Source organism: Vibrio marisflavi CECT 7928 (genome assembly GCF_921294215.1).
Lineage (GTDB): Bacteria > Pseudomonadota > Gammaproteobacteria > Enterobacterales > Vibrionaceae > Vibrio > Vibrio marisflavi.
The window spans coordinates 484,247-502,927 of the sequence record NZ_CAKLDM010000001.1; the positions used below are offsets into that span (position 1 = coordinate 484,247).

Sequence of the window (18,681 nt, forward strand, 5' to 3'; positions counted from 1 at the left end):
GATCACTTCAAATCAAACGGAACGGTTAGTGTCAGCTTCAAGTCTCTCTCATCTTGAAAAGCGTTTTTAAATGTTCCCCAGCTACCTTCGCCAGAGCGGTTGTCATACAAAGTGTAATGGAGCTTCGCAGCGGTACCTTTAAACCAACCCTCTTGAATGACATACCCAAGGTCGAAGTTCCAAGCAGTTTCAATAAGTTCTGCCGAAGGTTTGGAATATGCTTTTCCGCCAAAGCCGTATACATAGGATACGCCAGAGCTTAACCCCGGAACGCCAAGGTCGGAAAATTCACGCCAGACTCCAGTATATAAAGCGGTTTCCTCGTTTTGGTTCCAGTCAGAGCGGGCATCCCACCATGGTTCGTACGCACCGTTCGAGCCACCGTATTGGCTGGTTAAACGGTATGCAAAGTAGCCAACTTGATTACTGTTGTCCTGACGGGCGGTAGTATGTAAGCCTTCAGCTTTGAATGTATACATACCCGTTTTATAGTGTGCAGCAAGGTAGCTTTGAAATGCCATCCCTTCAAAGTTGTCGTTTACACCGCCGCTATTGTCGCTGTCATCCATCATATATAGTTGGTAGGTCAAATATAGACTAGATGAGTCTTGATATTCGATGGTATGTTTTGCTTTTATGTGGGCGTTTTCTAAATAGTCTTCCGACGCACCATAAGCGACTTCAAGGGAGGTTAGGGGAGTAAAGTTATACTTTGCACCTACCGAGTATAAATAGTCAACAATAGTAGTCCCGTCATTCTTTCGGAATTGATAAGTATTTTGGAACCATGGGGCTTTGTATTCGTCAGCATAGTTGACGGCCATCTCCCATTGACCAATCTTTGTTGACAACTCGGCACCTTGATATGTGCCGGGCATAAATGACCAGTTAACACCTAACACGCCTGGTCCAGTTGGTTGGTAGTAACCCACAACGCCATGTACGTCAGCGGCATTAAACTTTATGTTCGCTTTGTAGATAGAAGCACCAGATTTAGCTGAGCTTGCACTTTGAGTGGTATCCCAAGGGTTATCTTGTCCGGGGAAGAAAGCCATTTCGTGGTGAGGGTCGCCATCATTTGCTGCATCGGCTGCATAAAAAGCGGCAAAGTCAGCGCCAATGATCCCGTTGATGTAGCCCGACTGAGCGTCGATATTCGCATTTAGAGTGGTGTGAGAGAGATTGGTTTGATAGTCGCCATCAGGTGCGTCTTTACGATCTCTGTCACGGTACCAAACATAGAAACCACCAGTGATTTTGCTATCGTCAATAAAGCTAGAATATCCATTCGTTGCGGTGCTTACAGATTCTTGTACAGCCTCTTCTGCTTGAGCGTTGCTAGAATATGCAAGCCCGATTCCGGATATAACAGATAAAATAGTGCTAGCGAGTGTAGTCCGTATAAATATATTATTTCTAATACTCATAGTGGTTTCCATGTAGGTTAAATACAATGCAAGTTATGTTGGCTAACTACTTCTTTTTGTTTTAATAACTATTAAGTGCAAACAAACCAATATAATTTGGTTTGAAGGTTAATTTAGATATAGGTGTTCACAGGGCGTACTATTCGACACCCATAGGTTAACGTCTCAATCTAAATAGGTTTAAGATGATATTTGTTATAACGATTAGTTTGATTTTGTGTTTATTCTTTTATTATCACAAAACGTCTATGGCTTAGATTCTTAATATCAATGCTTGTTAAATATCCTTAAATCAATCGACTTTTGGTTTATGTGCTATCCAATCGTTTTAGTACAACTATGCTTTGCTATCCGGTGAGTGGTGACTACCGAACAACGAGTTTTCATACGACTTAACCAGTTGAAAAATAATCAATAAAACCTCAATTTTCTGCGTAAACATAGATAGCTACACCTCTTAGACGACAACGCTCTTACATCAATAGTGATTGCTGAATTACTTCACACACCAAATGAGAGCGCTCTCATTTATTTGTCATAAATATTACTTAATTTATTCAATAAAAAAACGTTAAAGCTCACATTTTGAACATTAAAATCGAATCTAGATTAAAAACTGTGACTTTATAAAACGGAATCTAATCTTTTCTTGAAGGAGGGAAACTCATTGAAAATTAGATTATTGAGAGTTTAGGAAGTATTTATATGCGCATAAAGAAATCGTAAAAAATACTGTTAATCATAGAAGTGTATTACACAGAATTCTTTACGATTTCATAGGTTTGTCAGGTTGGCTTACATTTCGCTTTTTCTGCTCACATTAAGAAGTGATTAATTTCTTTGTACCTATAATTTCCTCTCTTTCAGCAAAGCTGATCAGCTTGTCTTTTATTCCTTTGGAGTGGCCATGTTTTCTAACCTCTACAAGTGTTTCTTGTATCGCTTTGATAGCCGCACGTTGTAGGTCACTTGGGTCAATCACGAGATTGAATCCCCATTCCTTGAGCTGATCTAACGGAACAACGGGAGTTTTTCCACTATAAAACATATTGAGTAATTTCGGGCAACTGAGGTTTTCACCAATATATTGGATTTGCTCAACAGATGTGGGTGCTTCGACAAAAATCATGTCTGCGCCTGCATCAAAGTACTTGTTTGCTCGTTCAATCGCATCTCCAATACCATTGACAGCAATGGCATCGGTACGCGCGATTAGATATAAATCGTCACCAACGCTGTCTTTAAATGCTTTTATTTTATCGACAAATTCCGAACAAGCGACAATTTGTTGACCATCATAATGCCCACAACGTTTTGGTAGCTGTTGGTCTTCCATGTGAACACCTAAAACACCCGTCGATCTGAATCGTTTTGCAGCAAACGATACATTCACGTGGTTGCCGTAGCCATTATCAAAGTCAGCGATCACTGGCACGGCTACTGAGTCAGCGATTTGATATAAAATATCAGCGACTTGGGTGTAACTTAATATGCCTAAATCGGGTACTCCCGCACTGCGAGAGATAGCTCCACCAGAAGCGTAAATGATTTCAAATCCGGCTGCTTCGGCTAGCTTTGCGCACAAGCCGTTATATACACCCGGTGCAACGAATAGTTTGTCTTGAGAAAATAGCTCGAATAGTTTGTTCATTACTCTACTCCTTCATGGTAAATATTTTTAAAAATGGTTGGTATTAAGCCACCATTGGATAGGTACTTAAACTCAAGTTCGGTTTCTGCGCATAGCTTTGCTTGAAATCGGATAACGTGATTTGAATTTGTCGCAGATACGAAGATTCGACTTTTATCGAGTCTATCTTGTGTAAAGGTAAATGCTTCGTCTCCAAGCAATCCGAGACTTTGTGCAGAATCATTATTGGTAAAAGAAATAGGGTAAACGCCCATAGCAACTAAATTAGCTCGATGAATTCTTTCGAAGCTCTCCGCTAGAATGACTTTGATACCGAGTAGTGCTGTACCTTTTGCTGCCCAGTCTCTACAAGAGCCTGTACCGTACTCCTTTCCCGCAATTACAATTAGGGGTGTATTTTCTTTTGAGTATTTCTCTGCTGTGGCATGAACAGAATCGATTGAGCCACTTGGGTGGTGAATGCTATAGCCACCTAGCTTGCCCGGAACCAACAAGTTTTTTATGCGAATATTGGCAAACGTCCCCCTAACCATCACCTCATGATTTCCACGGCGTGAACCATAGCTGTTGAATTCATGACTTGGTACACCATTAGCGAGTAGGTATTGGCCCGCAGCAGAAAGCTCATCGATGGCAGCAACGGGGGAAATGTGATCGGTAGTGATGCTATCGCCCAGTTTTAAAAGCGCTCTCGCATTAACTATCTGATTGATATCGTTGTTTGTATCGTGATTAAAGTAATTTGGGCATTTGATATAGCTAGAGCTATCGGAAAAGCCGTAAACTTCGCCTATATGAGCCGGGATATTGCGCCAACTTCCAGTGTCAGTGAAAACATCACTATAAGACTTTGAGTATAGAAATGCATTTAAGTGTTGAGATTTAACGGTTTCAATTTCATCTTGTATTGGCCAAACATCTTTTAAGTAAACGGGCTTTCCATTTTCATCATGGCCTAGCGGGTCATGCTCCGTATCGAATAGAACACTACCGAACACAGCTAACGCGACAACTAATATCGGAGAAGTAATATAGTGAGATTTGACCAGTGGGTGCACTCGACCTTCAAAGTTTCTATTTGCTGAGGTGATTGCTGTAGCCACTATGTTTTTAGCTATTATCTGCTCAGCAATTTCTGAGTCCAAACTGCCAGAGTTTCCAGCGCAAGTAGCACAGCCGTAAGCGACAATATTAAATCCAAGTTGCTCTAAGTAGGGCAACAACCCTGAATTGGATAGGTAGCTTTGAACGACTCTTGACCCCGGAGTAAATGAAGTCTTTATGTTTTTATTGACTTGTAAACCTCTATCTACGAGTTTTTTCGCAAGGATACCGGCACCAATCAATAAATCAGGGTTAGAGGTATTGGTGCATGAAGTGATAGCTGCTATGACAATATCACCATGTTCAATTGAAGCGATTTGTTTCGAGCTCTTCGCTGGAATATCTTGCAGCGGAACTCGAGTGTCTAACGAATTTCGGAAGTTGTTCTTTAAATCTCGCAGCCTAACTTTATCTTGCGGTCTTTTAGGACCAGCTAAAATGGAACCGATACTTGAAAGGTCAATAGTGACAATGTCTGCGTAGTGTGGCGTGATAGAGGAACTGTCTTTGAATAGGCGTTGTTTACGTAAGTAATGCTCTGCAAGCTCTGTATGCTTACTTCTATTCGTCTGCTTAAAATACTCCATAGTTTTAGCATCAATTGGAAAATATCCCATCGTGGCACCGTATTCCGGGGCCATGTTAGCAATCGTGGCTCTGTTTTGAACCGATAACTTGTCGACACCCTCACCAAAAAATTCAACATAGCAACCTACAACTCCGTGTTGGCGTAAACGGTTTGTTATGTATAACGCGATATCAGTGGTGGTAACGGTATTACCTATATTTCCAGTTAGCTCGACACCAATAACTTGGGGGAGGCGGATAATATAAGGTTGGCCCAACATAACGGATTCACCTTCTATACCCCCCACTCCCCAACCAAATACACCAGCTCCATTGATCATTGTGGTATGGGAATCTGTACCAATTAATGAATCTGGAAATAGTGTGGTTTCATCGTTCTCTGTTGAAAAGTTGATTCCTTTCGCCAAATATTCCAAATTAATTTGGTGGATAATTCCTTTCCCCGGAGGGATAAGCTTAAAATTATCGAATTCAGCAGCTCCCCACTTTAGTAAGCTGAATCGTTCTTCATTCATTTGAACTTCTTTAGCAATATTTAAACTTAATGCTTGTGCTGATTGGGTATGTTCGACTTGGACTGAGTGGTCAATGATTACATCGGTAGGAACTAAAGGGTTTATCTTTTTAGGTTCTAAATTCTGTTTGAGGGCTTGATTTCTCATAGCAGAAAAATCAACTAGAGCTACGACACCAGCTAAGTCATGCATAATAACTCGAGCAGGCATAAACGGTACTTCGTTGTGTTCTATCTGCTGCCGATTCCAATCAAGAACTTTTTTAAAATCATTTACAGTAGTATAAGGGTTGTCCAAGTTTCTAAGTATATTTTCTGCCAATATTCTTATCGAGTAAGGTAACCTAGAGATATCTATATCGAATAGATTTGCAGCCTTTGTGATACTGTAACCATGGTAAGTCTTATCATTACTTAGAATAGAAAACTTAGTTTGCTCTTTTAAATTCATAGCATTGACCTCACGTTATTTATTTTCAAAATCTAGTTTTTATTATTGAGCCAGTGTTCAATGTGGTAATGGCTAATATGAACCAACAGTAAATAGCTTATATAATGGAAATTTCAGATGTTCTTCTAGTCAGTTCTACAGTGTCTTTTTGCCAGTTATGAAACTAAACTAGTAAAGCTAGTATGCACGAAAATACTAATTAAATTATTTAGTTTATCTAACAGAGTTGTTAGGTTAGTTGGCTTAATAGGTGAATCCGGTTTTCGGATGTTCGGGGTGGTGGGGAAGCACTCATTTACTATGTTTGTGAAGTCAACTCCACTACTTGGGGTAGTATATTGAGTCTAATTGAATCGTTCTCAAAAATAGAAGTAGTGTATTCCCGTAAGAGCAAGCTCGATGAAATCTACGATTGTTTCGCTAACGCTATCATTACTATTTTCCGTTTTTAATACAAACTTGGCACTGGCTAGTATCGAAATTAAATACAAGAAGCCCTACGATGCGGCCGAAAAACGTGCAATGAAGGAAATAAAGGCAAGTACGAGCAATGAGACGTTACAGGACCTTTCGAAAAAACTGTTTCCGTTCAAGAAGGCTTTAACTATCCAGTATGGTGGAAAAGAAGGGCCGCTGTACGACTCTGAGATTCATACTGTTTTCATTCCCTACACTTTTTACACCGATGCAATTGGGTACTTTAAAAAGAATGACTATAAGAAAAAGTACGGCACTGAACCAAAAAAAGCTGCTATGGATACTTTACTTCATACTCTTTTACATGAGGTTGGACACGCGTATGTGTACGAGAAAAATATCCCTATCTTAGGAAAAGAAGAAGATGCGGTTGATAATTTTGCAACCATATTGCTTATTGAATATGTAGACAATGGCGGAGAAGTCGCGATCAGTGCAGCGGATATGTTTGACTTTGAGTCGAAAGATAGACCTGACTACTATGAGTTTGACGAGTATATCGATGACCACAGCTTCGATTTGCAACGGTACTTTTCAACCCTATGCCTTGTTTATGGCAGTGATCCCGAAACTTATAAGGGTTTACTAGACGAAATCGAGAAAGACTACGTTGGCGAGAGAAAAGAGTTTTGCGAATTTCAGTATGGGCATATATCGGATAATTGGCATAGATACTTGAAGCCACAAAAGTCAAAATAAATCGTATCAATAGTTCAGATTGGTATTATTTGGTTGTTTAACTAAATACCTTAAAGTGTGAATTGTTGGCAATTGTTGTTATCTATTGAAACCAAATATGACAATCAAGTTGTATGCAATTTGAAAATAAATATAGTGGTTACTGATAAAGATAATAGTTGATGGTTTTATATACTTTGTCAATATACTACTTTCCTTTGATTAATAGGCATATAAATAGGGGTTGAATATGAGAGGGAGTCCAGATAACAGCGGAAGTATTGAATTAAATAGTGACTATTTGGAAGAGGTGAGTGATAAGCACTTTGAATATATAAAAACATCTGACACTCGTTTAACAACAGGTACGACTCAAGACATAAAAGTAGGTAACATAGTCAGTGTTAAATGTGCAGAAGAAAATTCTTTTGGCCTGTTCAACTCTAACTCTTTCAATACCTTAACCTCTAGTTACGCATATAGCAGTGCTTCGTATACCAAGAATGCACTTAATGGAAGGCACCTATACTCAGAATACAACTTGTATAAGATAGGTGTTCAACAGAAAAAATTGGAAGTCGTTGAAGATGAGTACGAATCGGCGATAACAAAGATTATGAACAACCAGCAATATTATGAAAAGAACTGCTCGCAAAGGGTAATAGATGCGCAGTTGGTGATTAATAATGCGAAATTTGAAGCAGAGACAAAAAAGTACCTTCAGCAGAAAACCGAGATAAAAAAGCAACAGAGCAAGTTAGTTAGCAAGGTCAATGAAGCTCTAATTGATAAAGTCGAAAGTGTTGTTACTGACAGCAACATCACTATAAACAAAGGTAAGCTAACGATGTTTTTATAGGGAGTATTGCCTGTGTGGATGTTAGCAAGGATTGTATAAGCAGGTATACTTTCTATATACCTGCCTTTTTAGATGTAATTAAATCAATGTTTTACTGTGAGTTGGAGCACCCGTCGTGTGTTGGTGGTTCTGGTAACTCATCTTGGGATAGTACGCCATCTTCATTGGCATCTAACTTATCGAAATCTCTAGCTAGAGGCCCTTTTACTTCACTTTTCTCAAGTACGCCATCTCCGTTCTGATCAAGCTGCTCAAATGTAGGAGGGCAACGAGGGTGTTGTGCTTGCTGCGCAAAAGTGATGCTGCTAGAGAAGATAAGAGTTGTAAATATGCCAGCAAGAATTGATTTATTCATTTTGTCTCCAGTTGTGTGTTACCGATAGTCGTTTTGTAATTTACTGAGTAAATGTGGAGGAACTATGGAGACAAAAAGGAGATGTCACTAAAACTGAAGAATATCTTTCCCTTGAACAATAGAGAGCTATCCCTCAAATAGCTGAATTTAGACAGTTGGCATCTATCTATATGTTACAGCGCTCGGTAACATGACACTTTACCACTTAGGGATTTAAGTATATGGATATTAAAAATTTATTCTTTGTGTTAGCTATTTCTATCGGCTTAACCAGTGGCGCATATGCTCAAGGCGAGCATGAACATGGGAAAGCTCAAGTCAAAGTTCTAGCGAAATCAACAAAAAGCTGGGACGGTTCGACGTTGCCAAAATATGGTCAAGGCCAACCTGAAGTACAAGTCTTAAAGATCACTATACCTGCGGGAGCCAAACTGCCAATGCATAAGCACCCGGTCATCAATGCTGGTTACTTGATGAAAGGTGAGCTAGAAGTCACGACAGAACAAGGTGAGAAAAAAACGATAAAGGCTGGTGATGCTTTAATCGAGGTCACCAATAAATGGCATTATGGTCGTAATATTGGCAATGAACCTGCGGAAATTATTGTCGTTTACGCGAGTACTGAAGGTTCACCCATTACGGTTCTTAAATAGAGCTGAGCATTAAAAAGAGAGCTTCGCACATTCGCTATAGAGGCAAGCAGTGCGGAGCCTTTTGACACTTTCTTACATTATATTCTATTACACACGCTTTTCTCTCACGCCTCTTAATCTCCATAATTTCTCCATAGTTCACTCACAATGCTTCGATATCTTGGAAGCTGTTGATGAACATCTTTGGAGTAACGTATGACAATTCAATTGGCGTCGCCTTCGTCTGCGGCAAAGAAGCAAAGGTTCCTTCAGTCACCGATCAACAGAATGGTCGGCTACTGCTTAATCTTGCTGCTCCCTTACATCGCAACATATTGGGTGAAGGTTGACTATAAAGGCTGGTACGTAGCATTCGTGACTGTAGTGAACTTTTTGGCAATGGCTGCTTTTCTAGTGCAATTTCCACTCGCGAGTAGAATCAAGAACGTATCCCTATTCTCCAATATTAATTGGAGTATTTCTCAACATAAGACTGCTGGAAAGTGGATCGGTGTTGTCTTTCTATTACACCCCGCTTTGATTCTCGCACCTAAGTTTGCGATGTCTTGGCAGCAAGGTGTACAAAGCACCATACAGACACTTACTTCTCCGCAAATGTTGACCGGTATTTTTGCATGGGTGCTTTTGCTCGCTTGGGTATTGATATCAGTGTACAAAGAGCGCTTAGCTATGCGTTACGAGACTTGGAGGTTAACACATACTGTTGGGTTTGTTCTTATCGCTATACTTGCAACGCTGCATGTTACATCGGTAGGTATATATGCACAATCTCAAGTGCTGTTTAACGCTTTCTGGTGGGGGTTAGCAGCGATTTCGATAGGTCTTGTTGGATACAACTACTTTGTTAAACCGAGCAAGTTGAAGTCACGTCCCTTTGTACTCAATGATATATGCAAAATTAGTACGAGTGATTGGCTTATGACATTGAAGGTGCCAAACAACTGTCGCTTCAACTTCGAAGCAGGACAGTTTGTATGGCTCAATAGTGACGATCCTGCAAAAGTCGTAAATGACCATCCGTTCTCTATTGCAACAATTCAAAAAGATTTGCCATACGTATCTTTCATTATTCGTAATCTCGGTGATTACACATCTAAACTGGGACAGCTAGAAGTTGGCCAAAAAGTGTATGTAGATGGGCCCTATGGAAGTCTAACGAGTCAGGAAAGCATCGATAGTATAGGCGTTACGCTAATAGCTGGAGGCAGCGGGATCGGTCCAATGCTTTCTTTATTGCGTGAATTTGCTTGTACCAATGACCCTAGGCCGATTCGTTTAATTTATGGCAATCATCATTATGATCAGTTTGTCTTCCAAGAAGAAATCAAGCATTTGGAGTCAAAGCTGAAAAATTTCTCTCAATTGGTTGTCTGTATGGATGGCGGTGAAGGTCAAGACATCTATCGAGGTCCGATTGATATGACGTGCTTATCCAAAGGCTTTGTCCCTTCACTTAAAGACAACTGGAGCTTTTATGTGTGCGGCTCAAAAGCAATGGTAAGCGCCGTCAATGAGAATTTGCGTTGCATGGATGTTTCACCCAACCAGATCCATTTTGAAAAACTAGCGTTTTAGGAGTTTGATATGGCTATTCATCAAATTAGCGGTTGTATTGGCTGCAAAGAATGTGTTCTTAGTTGCCCAACTGACGTAATTCGTTTTGATAGCGATAAAAATATGGCAGTTATTGCTTACCCCGAAGATTGCCAAATATGCCACTTGTGCGCACTGTACTGCCCCGTTGGAGCGATTACTTTTACGTCAGAGAAGACAATTCCCGTTATGGTTTCTTGGAGGTAGAGATGAAAGATAATTTAGGTATGTCACGCCGTAAATTTCTTGGTGTAGCTGGAGGTGCAGCTCTTGGTATTGCAGCGTTAAGTGCGATGTCATTTGAGATCCCAGTAAGTGAAAATAAGTCGACTATTAAGCCAAGTGACTTTGATTCTGAAGATCTGCAAGCTGATGTATTGGTGATCGGTGGAGGAATGGCGGCGCTTTTTGCTGCGATAAAAGCTCATGATGCAGGTGCATCAGTGTTAATGGTTTCAAAAGGGCGAGTGGGTTCATCTGGTTTGACACCATTTGCCAAAGGTATTTTCTGCTACGACAAATCCAATGCTGACATGACGATAGACGAGTTTGTAAAAAAGGTCTCTGATTCTGCGATCGATACCAATAATCCGGTTTTTACTCGTCAATTAGCAGAGCACTCGTACGATCGGGTTCAAGAGTTGAAATCGTGGGGATTTTTCGAATCGCCTATTTATCACAAAGCATTTAATACTCCGCTAAAAGAGCGAAACATTCGGCCTCATGAACGAGTGATGATCACTCACTTGACGAAAGAGAATGGCCACATAGCTGGCGCATCTGGATTTAGCTTAGATGAAAACAAACTTTATCACTATAGAGCAAAAACGGTAGTACTCTGCACCGGATCTGGTGGCTTTAAGTCTAGTGGTTTCCCTCTTTGCGATGTCACCCATGATGGAACAATCATGGCGTATAAAATTGGCGCTAAGGTCACCGGTAAAGAATGGAATGATGGGCATCCGGGGTCGGCGAAAAATTCTGGAGACTGTTATTCAAATTGGCGTGGTCAGGTTGAAGAAAAACCATCGATCACTTCAGCTGAAGTGCATCATGACTTGGGTGTCGACTTAAACTTTCAAGCTTATACGCAAGGTCCTCCTGTGGAAATGGGTCCTCCCGGGAGCAGCTCGCATTCTGCCCCAACTCAAACCAATATTAAAGGGCCATATACACCTTCGGAGTTTCAAAGAAAAGGGCCGCCATCTGCGCAGCCAGAGCGCGGCGGTATTTTGTCTATTTTCAATAAAGCTGACGGTGGGCCGCCGGGACCACAGGGTGAAATTGTTGGTGGATCCACAGCAGGAATGGCAATCCACAAATCTGAAGGCATAGTGCCTGTTGATGAGACAGGTTTAAGTACGATCCCGGGCCTGTATGCTGCTGGAGATGCACTCGGCTCATATATGTCAGGTGGTATCTATACGCAAGTCGGGGGCTCTTTAGCTGGGTCTGCTGTGCAGGGTACATTTGCTGGTGAGGCAGCGGCAAAAGCAAGCAAGGAGCTGAAACATGCAAGTATATCTGTTGCTAAGTTAAAGCAGATTGAAAGCGAGATTTTGGCCCCTCTGAAACGCGAAAGAGGCTATAGCCCGGCGTGGGTTACACAAGTACTACAAGGAGTCATGTTTCCTAACTTTGTGTTATATATTAAAAAGGAACGAATGCTACAAGGTGCATTGGCATATGTGGAGGAGCTGCAAGAACATCACGTCCCTATGTTGCTTGCTGATGATCTGCATAAATTGCGTCTCGCACATGAAACAGAAAATATGATTGCAAATGCACAGATGAAATTGAAAGCATCTATGATGCGCAAGGAAAGCCGTTGTAGCCATTATCGACTTGATTATCCGAGCATCGACCGCGAAAATTGGCAGGCTTGGATAAATATTCAGAAGGATGACTCAGGTGAAATGGTGCTAGAAAAACAACCTTTCAACCTTTGGCCGAAGTTTAGCTAATGATACGAATAACAATATTTAAGAAGTTCTTTTTTTCTTTGCTACTGTTAAGTGCGGTTGTGATGTCAGTGATGACAATTCAGATAAACCGCAGCTTCAAGCATGGACTGCAAGACTACCTCAACCAGAATGAACTCAACAAAGTTAATCAACTGGCAAAGCTGTTAGCGCAGTATTATTCGCCGGACACGGGTTGGCAGGCACTTAAACTTGAGCCTAGATTGTGGGACAAGCTGTTTCGCCAAATTGGAGAGATTCCACCGCCTCCACCACGTCGGGAAGAGCCACTTCGCGACAAACCCTTACGAACACAACACGGTATTGATCCGCTAAGCTTTCGTGTCGCCTTATACAGTGATTCTGGCAAGATTATAGAGGGTAGACCTAGAGGAGAAAGGTTTCCCGAGCGGCCTTTGCAAGAAGTGCAAGTGGATATATTAGTAGAGAACAAAGTCGTTGGTAGGCTTAGCGTGACACAGAGCCCAGTAATTAACGATGAGTTGGCCAATAGCTTTTATTTACAGCAGCAGTCGAATATCTATTGGATCAGCTTTTTTGCGGCGATCTCTTCATTTCTTGTGGCGGCAGCATTATTAGGACGGTTTTTGAAACCGTTGACCTCACTTCAAGATGGAGCAAAGGCGTTGACAAGTGGTGATTATGATCATCAGGTAGAGGTTGTTGGTAACGATGAGCTCGCTGATCTATCAGAAAAATTTAATCAGCTTGCCTTTGTATTAAAACAGCAAAAAGAAACTCGTGAGCAATGGATATCGGATATTTCTCATGAATTACGAACACCAATTACTGTGCTAAGAGCAGAGATAGAAGCGGTAGAGGATGGCATTCGAAAACCAACGCCAGAAGTTATTCATTCTTTGCATGACCAAGTGCTTAATCTAAGTAAACTTGTTGATGATCTATATCAGCTGTCGTTGTCCGATACAGGAATATCTCAGGATCTGTCAGATTCAGTAGATTTAAAAAGGGTGATTAATCAACTGCTGACAAGGTATAGACTTAGGTTCGAAGAGAAAAACATTGAGATAGTGAGTGACTTATCTATCAAAGGAGAGTGTATTGTAACGTCAGATGAAAAGTTACTTAACCAATTGTTTTTTAACTTAATGGAAAATAGCTATCGCTATACTGATGCTGGTGGTACGGTTAGAGTAACAGTGACAAAAGACTCGAAGTTTTTCGTTGTCGCTGTGGAAGACAGTAGTCCCGGAGTTCCGAACGAATCACTAACAAAGCTATTTGATCGATTGTATCGAGTGGATAAGTCTCGAAGTAGAGCGTTTGGTGGCAGCGGTTTGGGATTGTCGATATGCCAAAACATTGTTAAGGCTCACAAAGGCAGTATTATCGCGAAGCATTCCGATCTAGGTGGGCTAAAAATTGAAGTCACTTTTCCAATTCAAAAGTAGGTGTAACATTGGCGAGCAAAATACTCATCGTTGAAGACGAACAAACTCTAGCAGCTATCTTAGCCGATTATCTTAAGCATGCTGGTTTTGAATGCCATCTGATATTTAGTGGTGAGGAGGTTATATCTTGGATTCGCAAAAACCAAACGGATTTAGTGATACTAGATTTGATGTTACCAGAAAGAGATGGACTGGATATCTTTCGAGAGCTGAGAACATTTAGTGATGTTCCAGTTATGATGGCAACCGCTAAAGTGGATGAAATTGATCGTTTGCTAGGTTTGGAGCTAGGTGCGGATGACTACATATGTAAGCCCTATAGCCCGAGAGAGGTGGTTGCTAGGGTTAAAAATGTACTTAGACGTACGTTAAAGTCAGGTGTTGACGCGCAGGATAGCGTGAAAGACAAGTTTTGCATTGATGAGAAAGCAATGATCGCCAAGTTTAACGATCAGTCTTTGCCACTAACGCCAGCCGAGTTTAAGTTGCTAAATCATTTAGTTAGGCTCTCAGGTAAAGTGCTTAGCCGTGAACAGCTCATGGACAATATCTATAGCGACGGCCGCATCGTGACAGACAGAACCGTCGATAGTCATATTAAAAACCTACGTAAGAAGATCCAGGTAATTGAACCTGACTGTGATTGCATTAAATCCATCTATGGGGTGGGGTATAGGTTTGAGTTGTAGTTATTACTAACTTTAAAAAGAAGGCCGAAACTCGGCCTTCTTTTCCACTAACAAAAAATGATAGCTCTACTCGATATCAATATCGGGGTCTCGGTTGATGTACATTTGTGGGGTAGTGTGCAAACCGCCAGTATATCCCGCTTTTTCCAGCAGTTTTCTTACATGAGTGACTTGCTCTGCTGTTACGGCTTCTTTTCTATCGCCTAAATAGTGACGCACGAAGCTAATTAGGCCTGCTAGCTCTTGATCAGAGAGAATTTCTGCAAAACTAGCCATCGGCATGTAATCTGTCTGCTCGTCTATGTAGCTTGGCGAAAGGCCACGAACGGTGACAGCAATAGTATTGAACGGATCACTGTGCATGATAATACCGTTGTGTAAAAGCGTCGGTGCAATGCCTTCTCGTCCTTTACCGTCTTTACCATGACAAGCGCCACAGGTGTCACTAAAGAGCTTATAAGTTTCTGATGTCAGCGCTTGCTTAGTAAAACCGGTTGGCGATAACTTGACCGCATCAGGACTTATCGTATTTCCCTCATCACCTTTTAATAGGTAGTAGGCGATACTTTCGACATCATCACGAGTCATGTGGCTGAGGCTGTTTTTAACAACGTCGGCCATACCAGCAAATGCGGTTCCTTTAGATGAATCACCAGTGTTGAGAAAATCTGTCAATGATTTCAAATCCCAACCATCAATAAATAACTCGTTTGCGTCAATTGCAGGCGCATTCCATCCATCAATGAGGTTCCCTTGGAAAATTCGATCTGTTTCCAGTGCTTGGGCAAAGTTACGTGGGGTATGGCATTCGCTACAGTGTCCTAGTCCCATCACCCAATATTTACCTTTTTGCCATTTCTCTACGTCATCAATAGATGATTTGAGGTTGGCAGGTACTTCATAGCTGAGTGGGGTTTTGTCCATGAAAACCAGATCCCAACCAAGTAGGCCTAATCGAATGTTGGATGGGAAGATCATCTTGTTTTCATCATTTCTGCGCGGCACCGCGATGATAGATTGCAAATAGTCCCATAATGCATGCATATCGCTGTCTTTAACGTACTGATAAGATGTGTAAGGCATAGCGGGATACAAGTAGCCGTGTTTGCCTTTACCACTTACGAGTACGTCTTTGAACTCTTCGAAATTGTATGACCCAATACCTTCATCAACATGTGGGGTAATATTGGTGGAATAGACGGTACCGAATGGCGTAACGAAAGGCAGGCCGCCTGCGAAAGGTTCTCCACCGATCGCGCTATGACATGCAATACAATCACCAGCTTGAGCTAGATATTCACCACGTTTGACAGAGGTTTTATTGAGCTTGGCTAATTTCGTGTCGTAGCTTAACCGCGAACGAGTAATAAATGCCGCCACCGCAAGAATTTGGTTTTGCGTGAGTTTGTCTTTAAAAGACGGCATTACACTGTTTAATCCAAACGAAATTGTAGTTTGAATCTCTCCAAGGCTACCGCCATGCAACCATATCGAATTAGAGAGATTTGGTGCACCAATAAGTGGGTTACCTTGTTTGCCGTCACCATGACAACTTGAACAATATTGCCCAAATAAAGACTCGCCAATTTTGAGTTTAACTGCTGGCGCATCACTGTTTCGGCCATTAAGGGACGTGATGTGATAGGAAATATCCTGAATTTGTTCTTGAGTTAATATGCCTTTCCATCCGGGCATAACACCATTTCGGCCATCTTTAATTGAGGTCAGAATAGCTTCGTCGGTACCGCCGTAAAGCCAGTGATTGTCAATTAAATTGGGGAAATTGGTTTGCCCTTGCGCATTACTTCTGTGGCAAGCAGCACAATGGGTTTGAAATAAAATTTCACCAGACTGAACCACTTCCTCGTATCCGGCTAAGTTGACCAGCGAATAGTCGCTAATCGTCGACATTTGTTTATCTAAAGTGGTAACAGGGCTACTGAGTTTGTCGTCACTTTGTTTCCAATCGAGCAGCCCTGACCAATCACCGTATCCCGGATACAGAACCAGATAGATGATAGACATGACAAAAGCGATAAAATACGCGGTAAATAGGAACTTAGGAGCTGGTGCATCGCGCTCTTCAATATTATCAAATGTATCAAGAACTTTTTCTTCGTTGGCTGTCTTATTAGAGCGCCAATACTTGAAAATGACATAAAACATCAGTACGAAGAAAGCTGTGGTAAGTATAAATACCCAAAGGTGCCAGAAAGTATTCATTTCAACACCTCCATTGATGTGTCTACACCTAAGCTTTGCAAGTAGCTCACTAAAGCTTCCCCTTTTGTTTTGCCTCTAACTTCGAGCCGTGCGTCGGATATTTCAGCTTGGGTATAAGGAACTCCTAAGAATTGTAAGACTTCCATCTTTTTACCTATGTCTTCACCACTAAGTGTTTGTTCAAACAACCATGGGTAAGAAGGCATTATCGAACTCGGGACAACATTTCTAGGGTTTATAAGGTGATAAATGTGCCATTCATCAGAATACTTCAGACCGACATTGGTAAGATCTGGTCCTGTTCGTTTAGAACCCCACAAAAACGGGTGCTCGTATATATCATCAGATTCTTTGTTGGCTCTACCGCTGCGCTTTATTTCAGGTTCGAGCGGCCTCACTAATTGGGTATGGCATACATGGCAGCCTTCGCTAATGTATACGTCGCGGCCAGCTAGCTGCAAAGGTGTGAGTCGTTTTGCTAAACTGTCCTTCTTTAAATCAGAGGATGTAAGCACATTTGGAACAACCCAGACGAGCAGAGACATTGCAGATACAACAACAATCGAAATAATCAGTATGACAACGGAGTGTGTGAAATCTTTGCTCATTACGCAGCCTCCTTCTCAAGGAGTGGGTTTGGTGTCCGAATAGTTTTGTATAAGTTGGTTACCATAAGCAGCATACCTGCGACAAAAATAGAGCCGCCAATAAAACGTAACAACAACCATGGAGCCTTGAAGTCGAGTACTTCGATAAAGCTATATTTCAATTCGCCATTTTCGTGTTGTGCGAGCCACATATAGCCTTCACCGATGCCAGCCACCCATAGCGATATGGCGTAGAAGGCAATGCCAATGTGAGCCATCCAAAAGTGCCACTTAAGCAGTCGGGTGGACCAGAGTTTTTCTTTACCCCAAAGTTTGGGGATGAAGTAATAGAATGTCGCTATACCAGACAGGGCAACCCAGCCAAGAGCTCCGGAATGGACGTGCCCGATGACCCATTCGGTATTGTGCGCAAGCATGTTAAACCAGCGGATCGCAAGTAAAGGCCCTTCAAATGTAGCTAAGCAGTAATAGATCACGGCGGAAAAGAAAAACATCAGAATGTAGTCGGATTTCAACTTCGGCTTATTTTGAAGAAGCGTCATGCCAATGTTGAACGCGCCAGCCCAAGAAGGGAGCCAAAGAATTAAGGACATGATCATACCGATATTCTGAACCCAAACTGGTACTGACGAATAGAGTAGATGGTGCGTTCCTGCCCATGTGTAGAATCCGATCAATCCCCAAAAGTTTATTATGGATAGCCGATACGAGTAGATAGGGCGGTCAGCAGCTTTCGGAATAAAGTAATAGTTCATGCCTATTACACCTGCGGTTAACATGAAACCAACGGCATTGTGTCCCCACCACCACTGGACAATCGCATCGTTTGCTCCTGCATATATAGAGTATGATTTGGTCAGTGTCACCGGAATTTCGAGATTGTTAATAACAAATATCAGTGCAATGACGATAATAAATGCGGCGAAAAACCAGTTTGCGACAAAAATGTGTTGAACTTTGCGTTTAGCGATAGTGCCAAAAAAGAGTACAGCGTACAGAACCCAAACAAGAGCAATTAGAATATCGATCGGCCACTCAAGCTCAGCATATTCTTTTGAAGTGGTGTATCCAAGTGGAAGTGTAATCAACGCTAACCATAGGATCAGCTGCCAACCCCAAAAGACCATCCATGCAAGGCTTTTATTGAATAGCCCACACTGGCACGAGCGTTGTACAATATAGAGAGAAGCCCCCATTAGCATATTACCGACAAAGCCATAAATGACGCCGGATGTATGAAGTGGACGTAGTCTGCCAAACTGAAAATATTCTGAATCAAAGTTGAGTGCGGGCCAATACAGTTGTGCAGCGAGTATTGCACCAATAGTCATGCCTGCAACAGCCCAAATAACAGCGGCTACAACAAAATACTTCACCACTTTAAGGCTATATTGCGCGTCGGTGTTGTTCATGCTGT

15 protein-coding genes are annotated in these 18,681 nt (G+C 41.6%); 8 read left to right on the forward strand and 7 right to left on the reverse strand.

What is annotated here, in order from left to right:
- Positions 1-2: 2 nt before the first annotated feature.
- The 3 genes from L7A31_RS02205 to acnA all read right to left on the reverse strand — a co-directional run bounded on the left by L7A31_RS02205 (position 3) and on the right by acnA (position 5,735).
- Positions 3-1,427, reverse strand: a complete 1,425-nt coding sequence (locus L7A31_RS02205; protein WP_237359856.1) for an OprD family outer membrane porin — start codon at positions 1,425-1,427, stop codon at positions 3-5.
- Positions 1,428-2,247: 820 nt separating this feature from the next.
- Positions 2,248-3,078: an isocitrate lyase/PEP mutase family protein gene (locus tag L7A31_RS02210; RefSeq protein ID WP_237359857.1), complete on the reverse strand. Its 831-nt coding sequence runs from the start codon at positions 3,076-3,078 to the stop codon at positions 2,248-2,250.
- Positions 3,078-5,735 (reverse strand): aconitate hydratase AcnA, encoded by a 2,658-nt coding sequence (gene acnA / locus L7A31_RS02215; RefSeq protein ID WP_237359858.1) that lies wholly within the window; start codon positions 5,733-5,735, stop codon positions 3,078-3,080. The genes L7A31_RS02210 and acnA overlap by 1 nt, the downstream gene beginning before the upstream one ends.
- Before the next feature lie 399 nt (positions 5,736-6,134).
- Between acnA and L7A31_RS02220 the strand changes: the two genes are divergently transcribed.
- Together L7A31_RS02220 and L7A31_RS02225 are read left to right on the forward strand one after the other, a co-directional pair.
- Positions 6,135-6,911: a DUF4344 domain-containing metallopeptidase gene (locus L7A31_RS02220; protein ID WP_237359859.1), complete on the forward strand. Its 777-nt coding sequence runs from the start codon at positions 6,135-6,137 to the stop codon at positions 6,909-6,911.
- A gap of 229 nt (positions 6,912-7,140) precedes the next feature.
- Positions 7,141-7,749: a hypothetical protein gene (locus tag L7A31_RS02225; protein WP_237359860.1), complete on the forward strand. Its 609-nt coding sequence runs from the start codon at positions 7,141-7,143 to the stop codon at positions 7,747-7,749.
- A 91-nt stretch (positions 7,750-7,840) separates the two neighbouring features.
- Here L7A31_RS02225 and L7A31_RS02230 read toward each other — a convergent pair whose 3' ends face one another.
- Positions 7,841-8,104 (reverse strand): hypothetical protein, encoded by a 264-nt coding sequence (locus L7A31_RS02230; protein ID WP_237359861.1) that lies wholly within the window; start codon positions 8,102-8,104, stop codon positions 7,841-7,843.
- Between the two features lie 221 nt (positions 8,105-8,325).
- Between L7A31_RS02230 and L7A31_RS02235 the strand changes: the two genes are divergently transcribed.
- The 6 genes from L7A31_RS02235 (at position 8,326) to L7A31_RS02260 (ending at position 14,433) form a co-directional block, all read left to right on the forward strand.
- A complete protein-coding gene (locus tag L7A31_RS02235; protein WP_237359862.1) occupies positions 8,326-8,757 on the forward strand; it encodes a cupin domain-containing protein in 432 nt (143 codons plus the stop codon).
- Between the two features lie 195 nt (positions 8,758-8,952).
- Positions 8,953-10,332 (forward strand): ferredoxin reductase family protein, encoded by a 1,380-nt coding sequence (locus L7A31_RS02240; protein WP_237359863.1) that lies wholly within the window; start codon positions 8,953-8,955, stop codon positions 10,330-10,332.
- Between the two features lie 9 nt (positions 10,333-10,341).
- Entirely contained in the window at positions 10,342-10,557 is a 216-nt protein-coding gene (locus tag L7A31_RS02245) for a 4Fe-4S dicluster domain-containing protein (RefSeq protein WP_237359864.1), read from the forward strand.
- Between the two features lie 2 nt (positions 10,558-10,559).
- Positions 10,560-12,314: an FAD-dependent oxidoreductase gene (locus L7A31_RS02250; protein ID WP_237359865.1), complete on the forward strand. Its 1,755-nt coding sequence runs from the start codon at positions 10,560-10,562 to the stop codon at positions 12,312-12,314.
- Positions 12,314-13,744, forward strand: coding sequence for an ATP-binding protein (locus tag L7A31_RS02255; protein ID WP_237359866.1), 1,431 nt, complete (start codon positions 12,314-12,316; stop codon positions 13,742-13,744). Before L7A31_RS02250 ends, L7A31_RS02255 begins: the two co-directional genes overlap by 1 nt.
- Before the next feature lie 8 nt (positions 13,745-13,752).
- A complete protein-coding gene (locus L7A31_RS02260; RefSeq protein WP_237359867.1) occupies positions 13,753-14,433 on the forward strand; it encodes a response regulator in 681 nt (226 codons plus the stop codon).
- Positions 14,434-14,499: 66 nt separating this feature from the next.
- On the opposite strand, the gene L7A31_RS02265 is transcribed toward L7A31_RS02260, so the two are convergent.
- From L7A31_RS02265 to ccoN, 3 genes are read right to left on the reverse strand one after another with little or no spacing between them, the layout of a single operon-like run.
- Complete coding sequence (locus tag L7A31_RS02265) at positions 14,500-16,656, reverse strand: c-type cytochrome (protein WP_237359868.1); 2,157 nt, start codon at positions 16,654-16,656, stop codon at positions 14,500-14,502.
- Positions 16,653-17,264, reverse strand: a complete 612-nt coding sequence (locus L7A31_RS02270) for a cbb3-type cytochrome c oxidase subunit II (protein ID WP_237359869.1) — start codon at positions 17,262-17,264, stop codon at positions 16,653-16,655. The genes L7A31_RS02265 and L7A31_RS02270 overlap by 4 nt, the downstream gene beginning before the upstream one ends.
- Positions 17,264-18,676, reverse strand: a complete 1,413-nt coding sequence (ccoN, locus tag L7A31_RS02275) for a cytochrome-c oxidase, cbb3-type subunit I (RefSeq protein ID WP_237359870.1) — start codon at positions 18,674-18,676, stop codon at positions 17,264-17,266. The genes L7A31_RS02270 and ccoN overlap by 1 nt, the downstream gene beginning before the upstream one ends.
- Positions 18,677-18,681: the final 5 nt, after the last annotated feature.

Excerpts from the sequence above, each read along its gene's own strand:
- L7A31_RS02205 (WP_237359856.1), bottom strand. The coding sequence starts at position 1,427 with ATGAGTATTAGAAATAATATATTTATACGGACTACACTCGCTAGCACT.
- L7A31_RS02210 (WP_237359857.1), bottom strand. The coding sequence starts at position 3,078 with ATGAACAAACTATTCGAGCTATTTTCTCAAGACAAACTATTCGTTGCA.
- acnA (WP_237359858.1), bottom strand. The coding sequence starts at position 5,735 with ATGAATTTAAAAGAGCAAACTAAGTTTTCTATTCTAAGTAATGATAAG.
- L7A31_RS02220 (WP_237359859.1), top strand. The coding sequence starts at position 6,135 with ATGAAATCTACGATTGTTTCGCTAACGCTATCATTACTATTTTCCGTT.
- L7A31_RS02225 (WP_237359860.1), top strand. The coding sequence starts at position 7,141 with ATGAGAGGGAGTCCAGATAACAGCGGAAGTATTGAATTAAATAGTGAC.
- L7A31_RS02230 (WP_237359861.1), bottom strand. The coding sequence starts at position 8,104 with ATGAATAAATCAATTCTTGCTGGCATATTTACAACTCTTATCTTCTCT.
- L7A31_RS02235 (WP_237359862.1), top strand. The coding sequence starts at position 8,326 with ATGGATATTAAAAATTTATTCTTTGTGTTAGCTATTTCTATCGGCTTA.
- L7A31_RS02240 (WP_237359863.1), top strand. The coding sequence starts at position 8,953 with ATGACAATTCAATTGGCGTCGCCTTCGTCTGCGGCAAAGAAGCAAAGG.
- L7A31_RS02245 (WP_237359864.1), top strand. The coding sequence starts at position 10,342 with ATGGCTATTCATCAAATTAGCGGTTGTATTGGCTGCAAAGAATGTGTT.
- L7A31_RS02250 (WP_237359865.1), top strand. The coding sequence starts at position 10,560 with ATGAAAGATAATTTAGGTATGTCACGCCGTAAATTTCTTGGTGTAGCT.
- L7A31_RS02255 (WP_237359866.1), top strand. The coding sequence starts at position 12,314 with ATGATACGAATAACAATATTTAAGAAGTTCTTTTTTTCTTTGCTACTG.
- L7A31_RS02265 (WP_237359868.1), bottom strand. The coding sequence starts at position 16,656 with ATGAATACTTTCTGGCACCTTTGGGTATTTATACTTACCACAGCTTTC.
- L7A31_RS02270 (WP_237359869.1), bottom strand. The coding sequence starts at position 17,264 with ATGAGCAAAGATTTCACACACTCCGTTGTCATACTGATTATTTCGATT.
- ccoN (WP_237359870.1), bottom strand. The coding sequence starts at position 18,676 with ATGAACAACACCGACGCGCAATATAGCCTTAAAGTGGTGAAGTATTTT.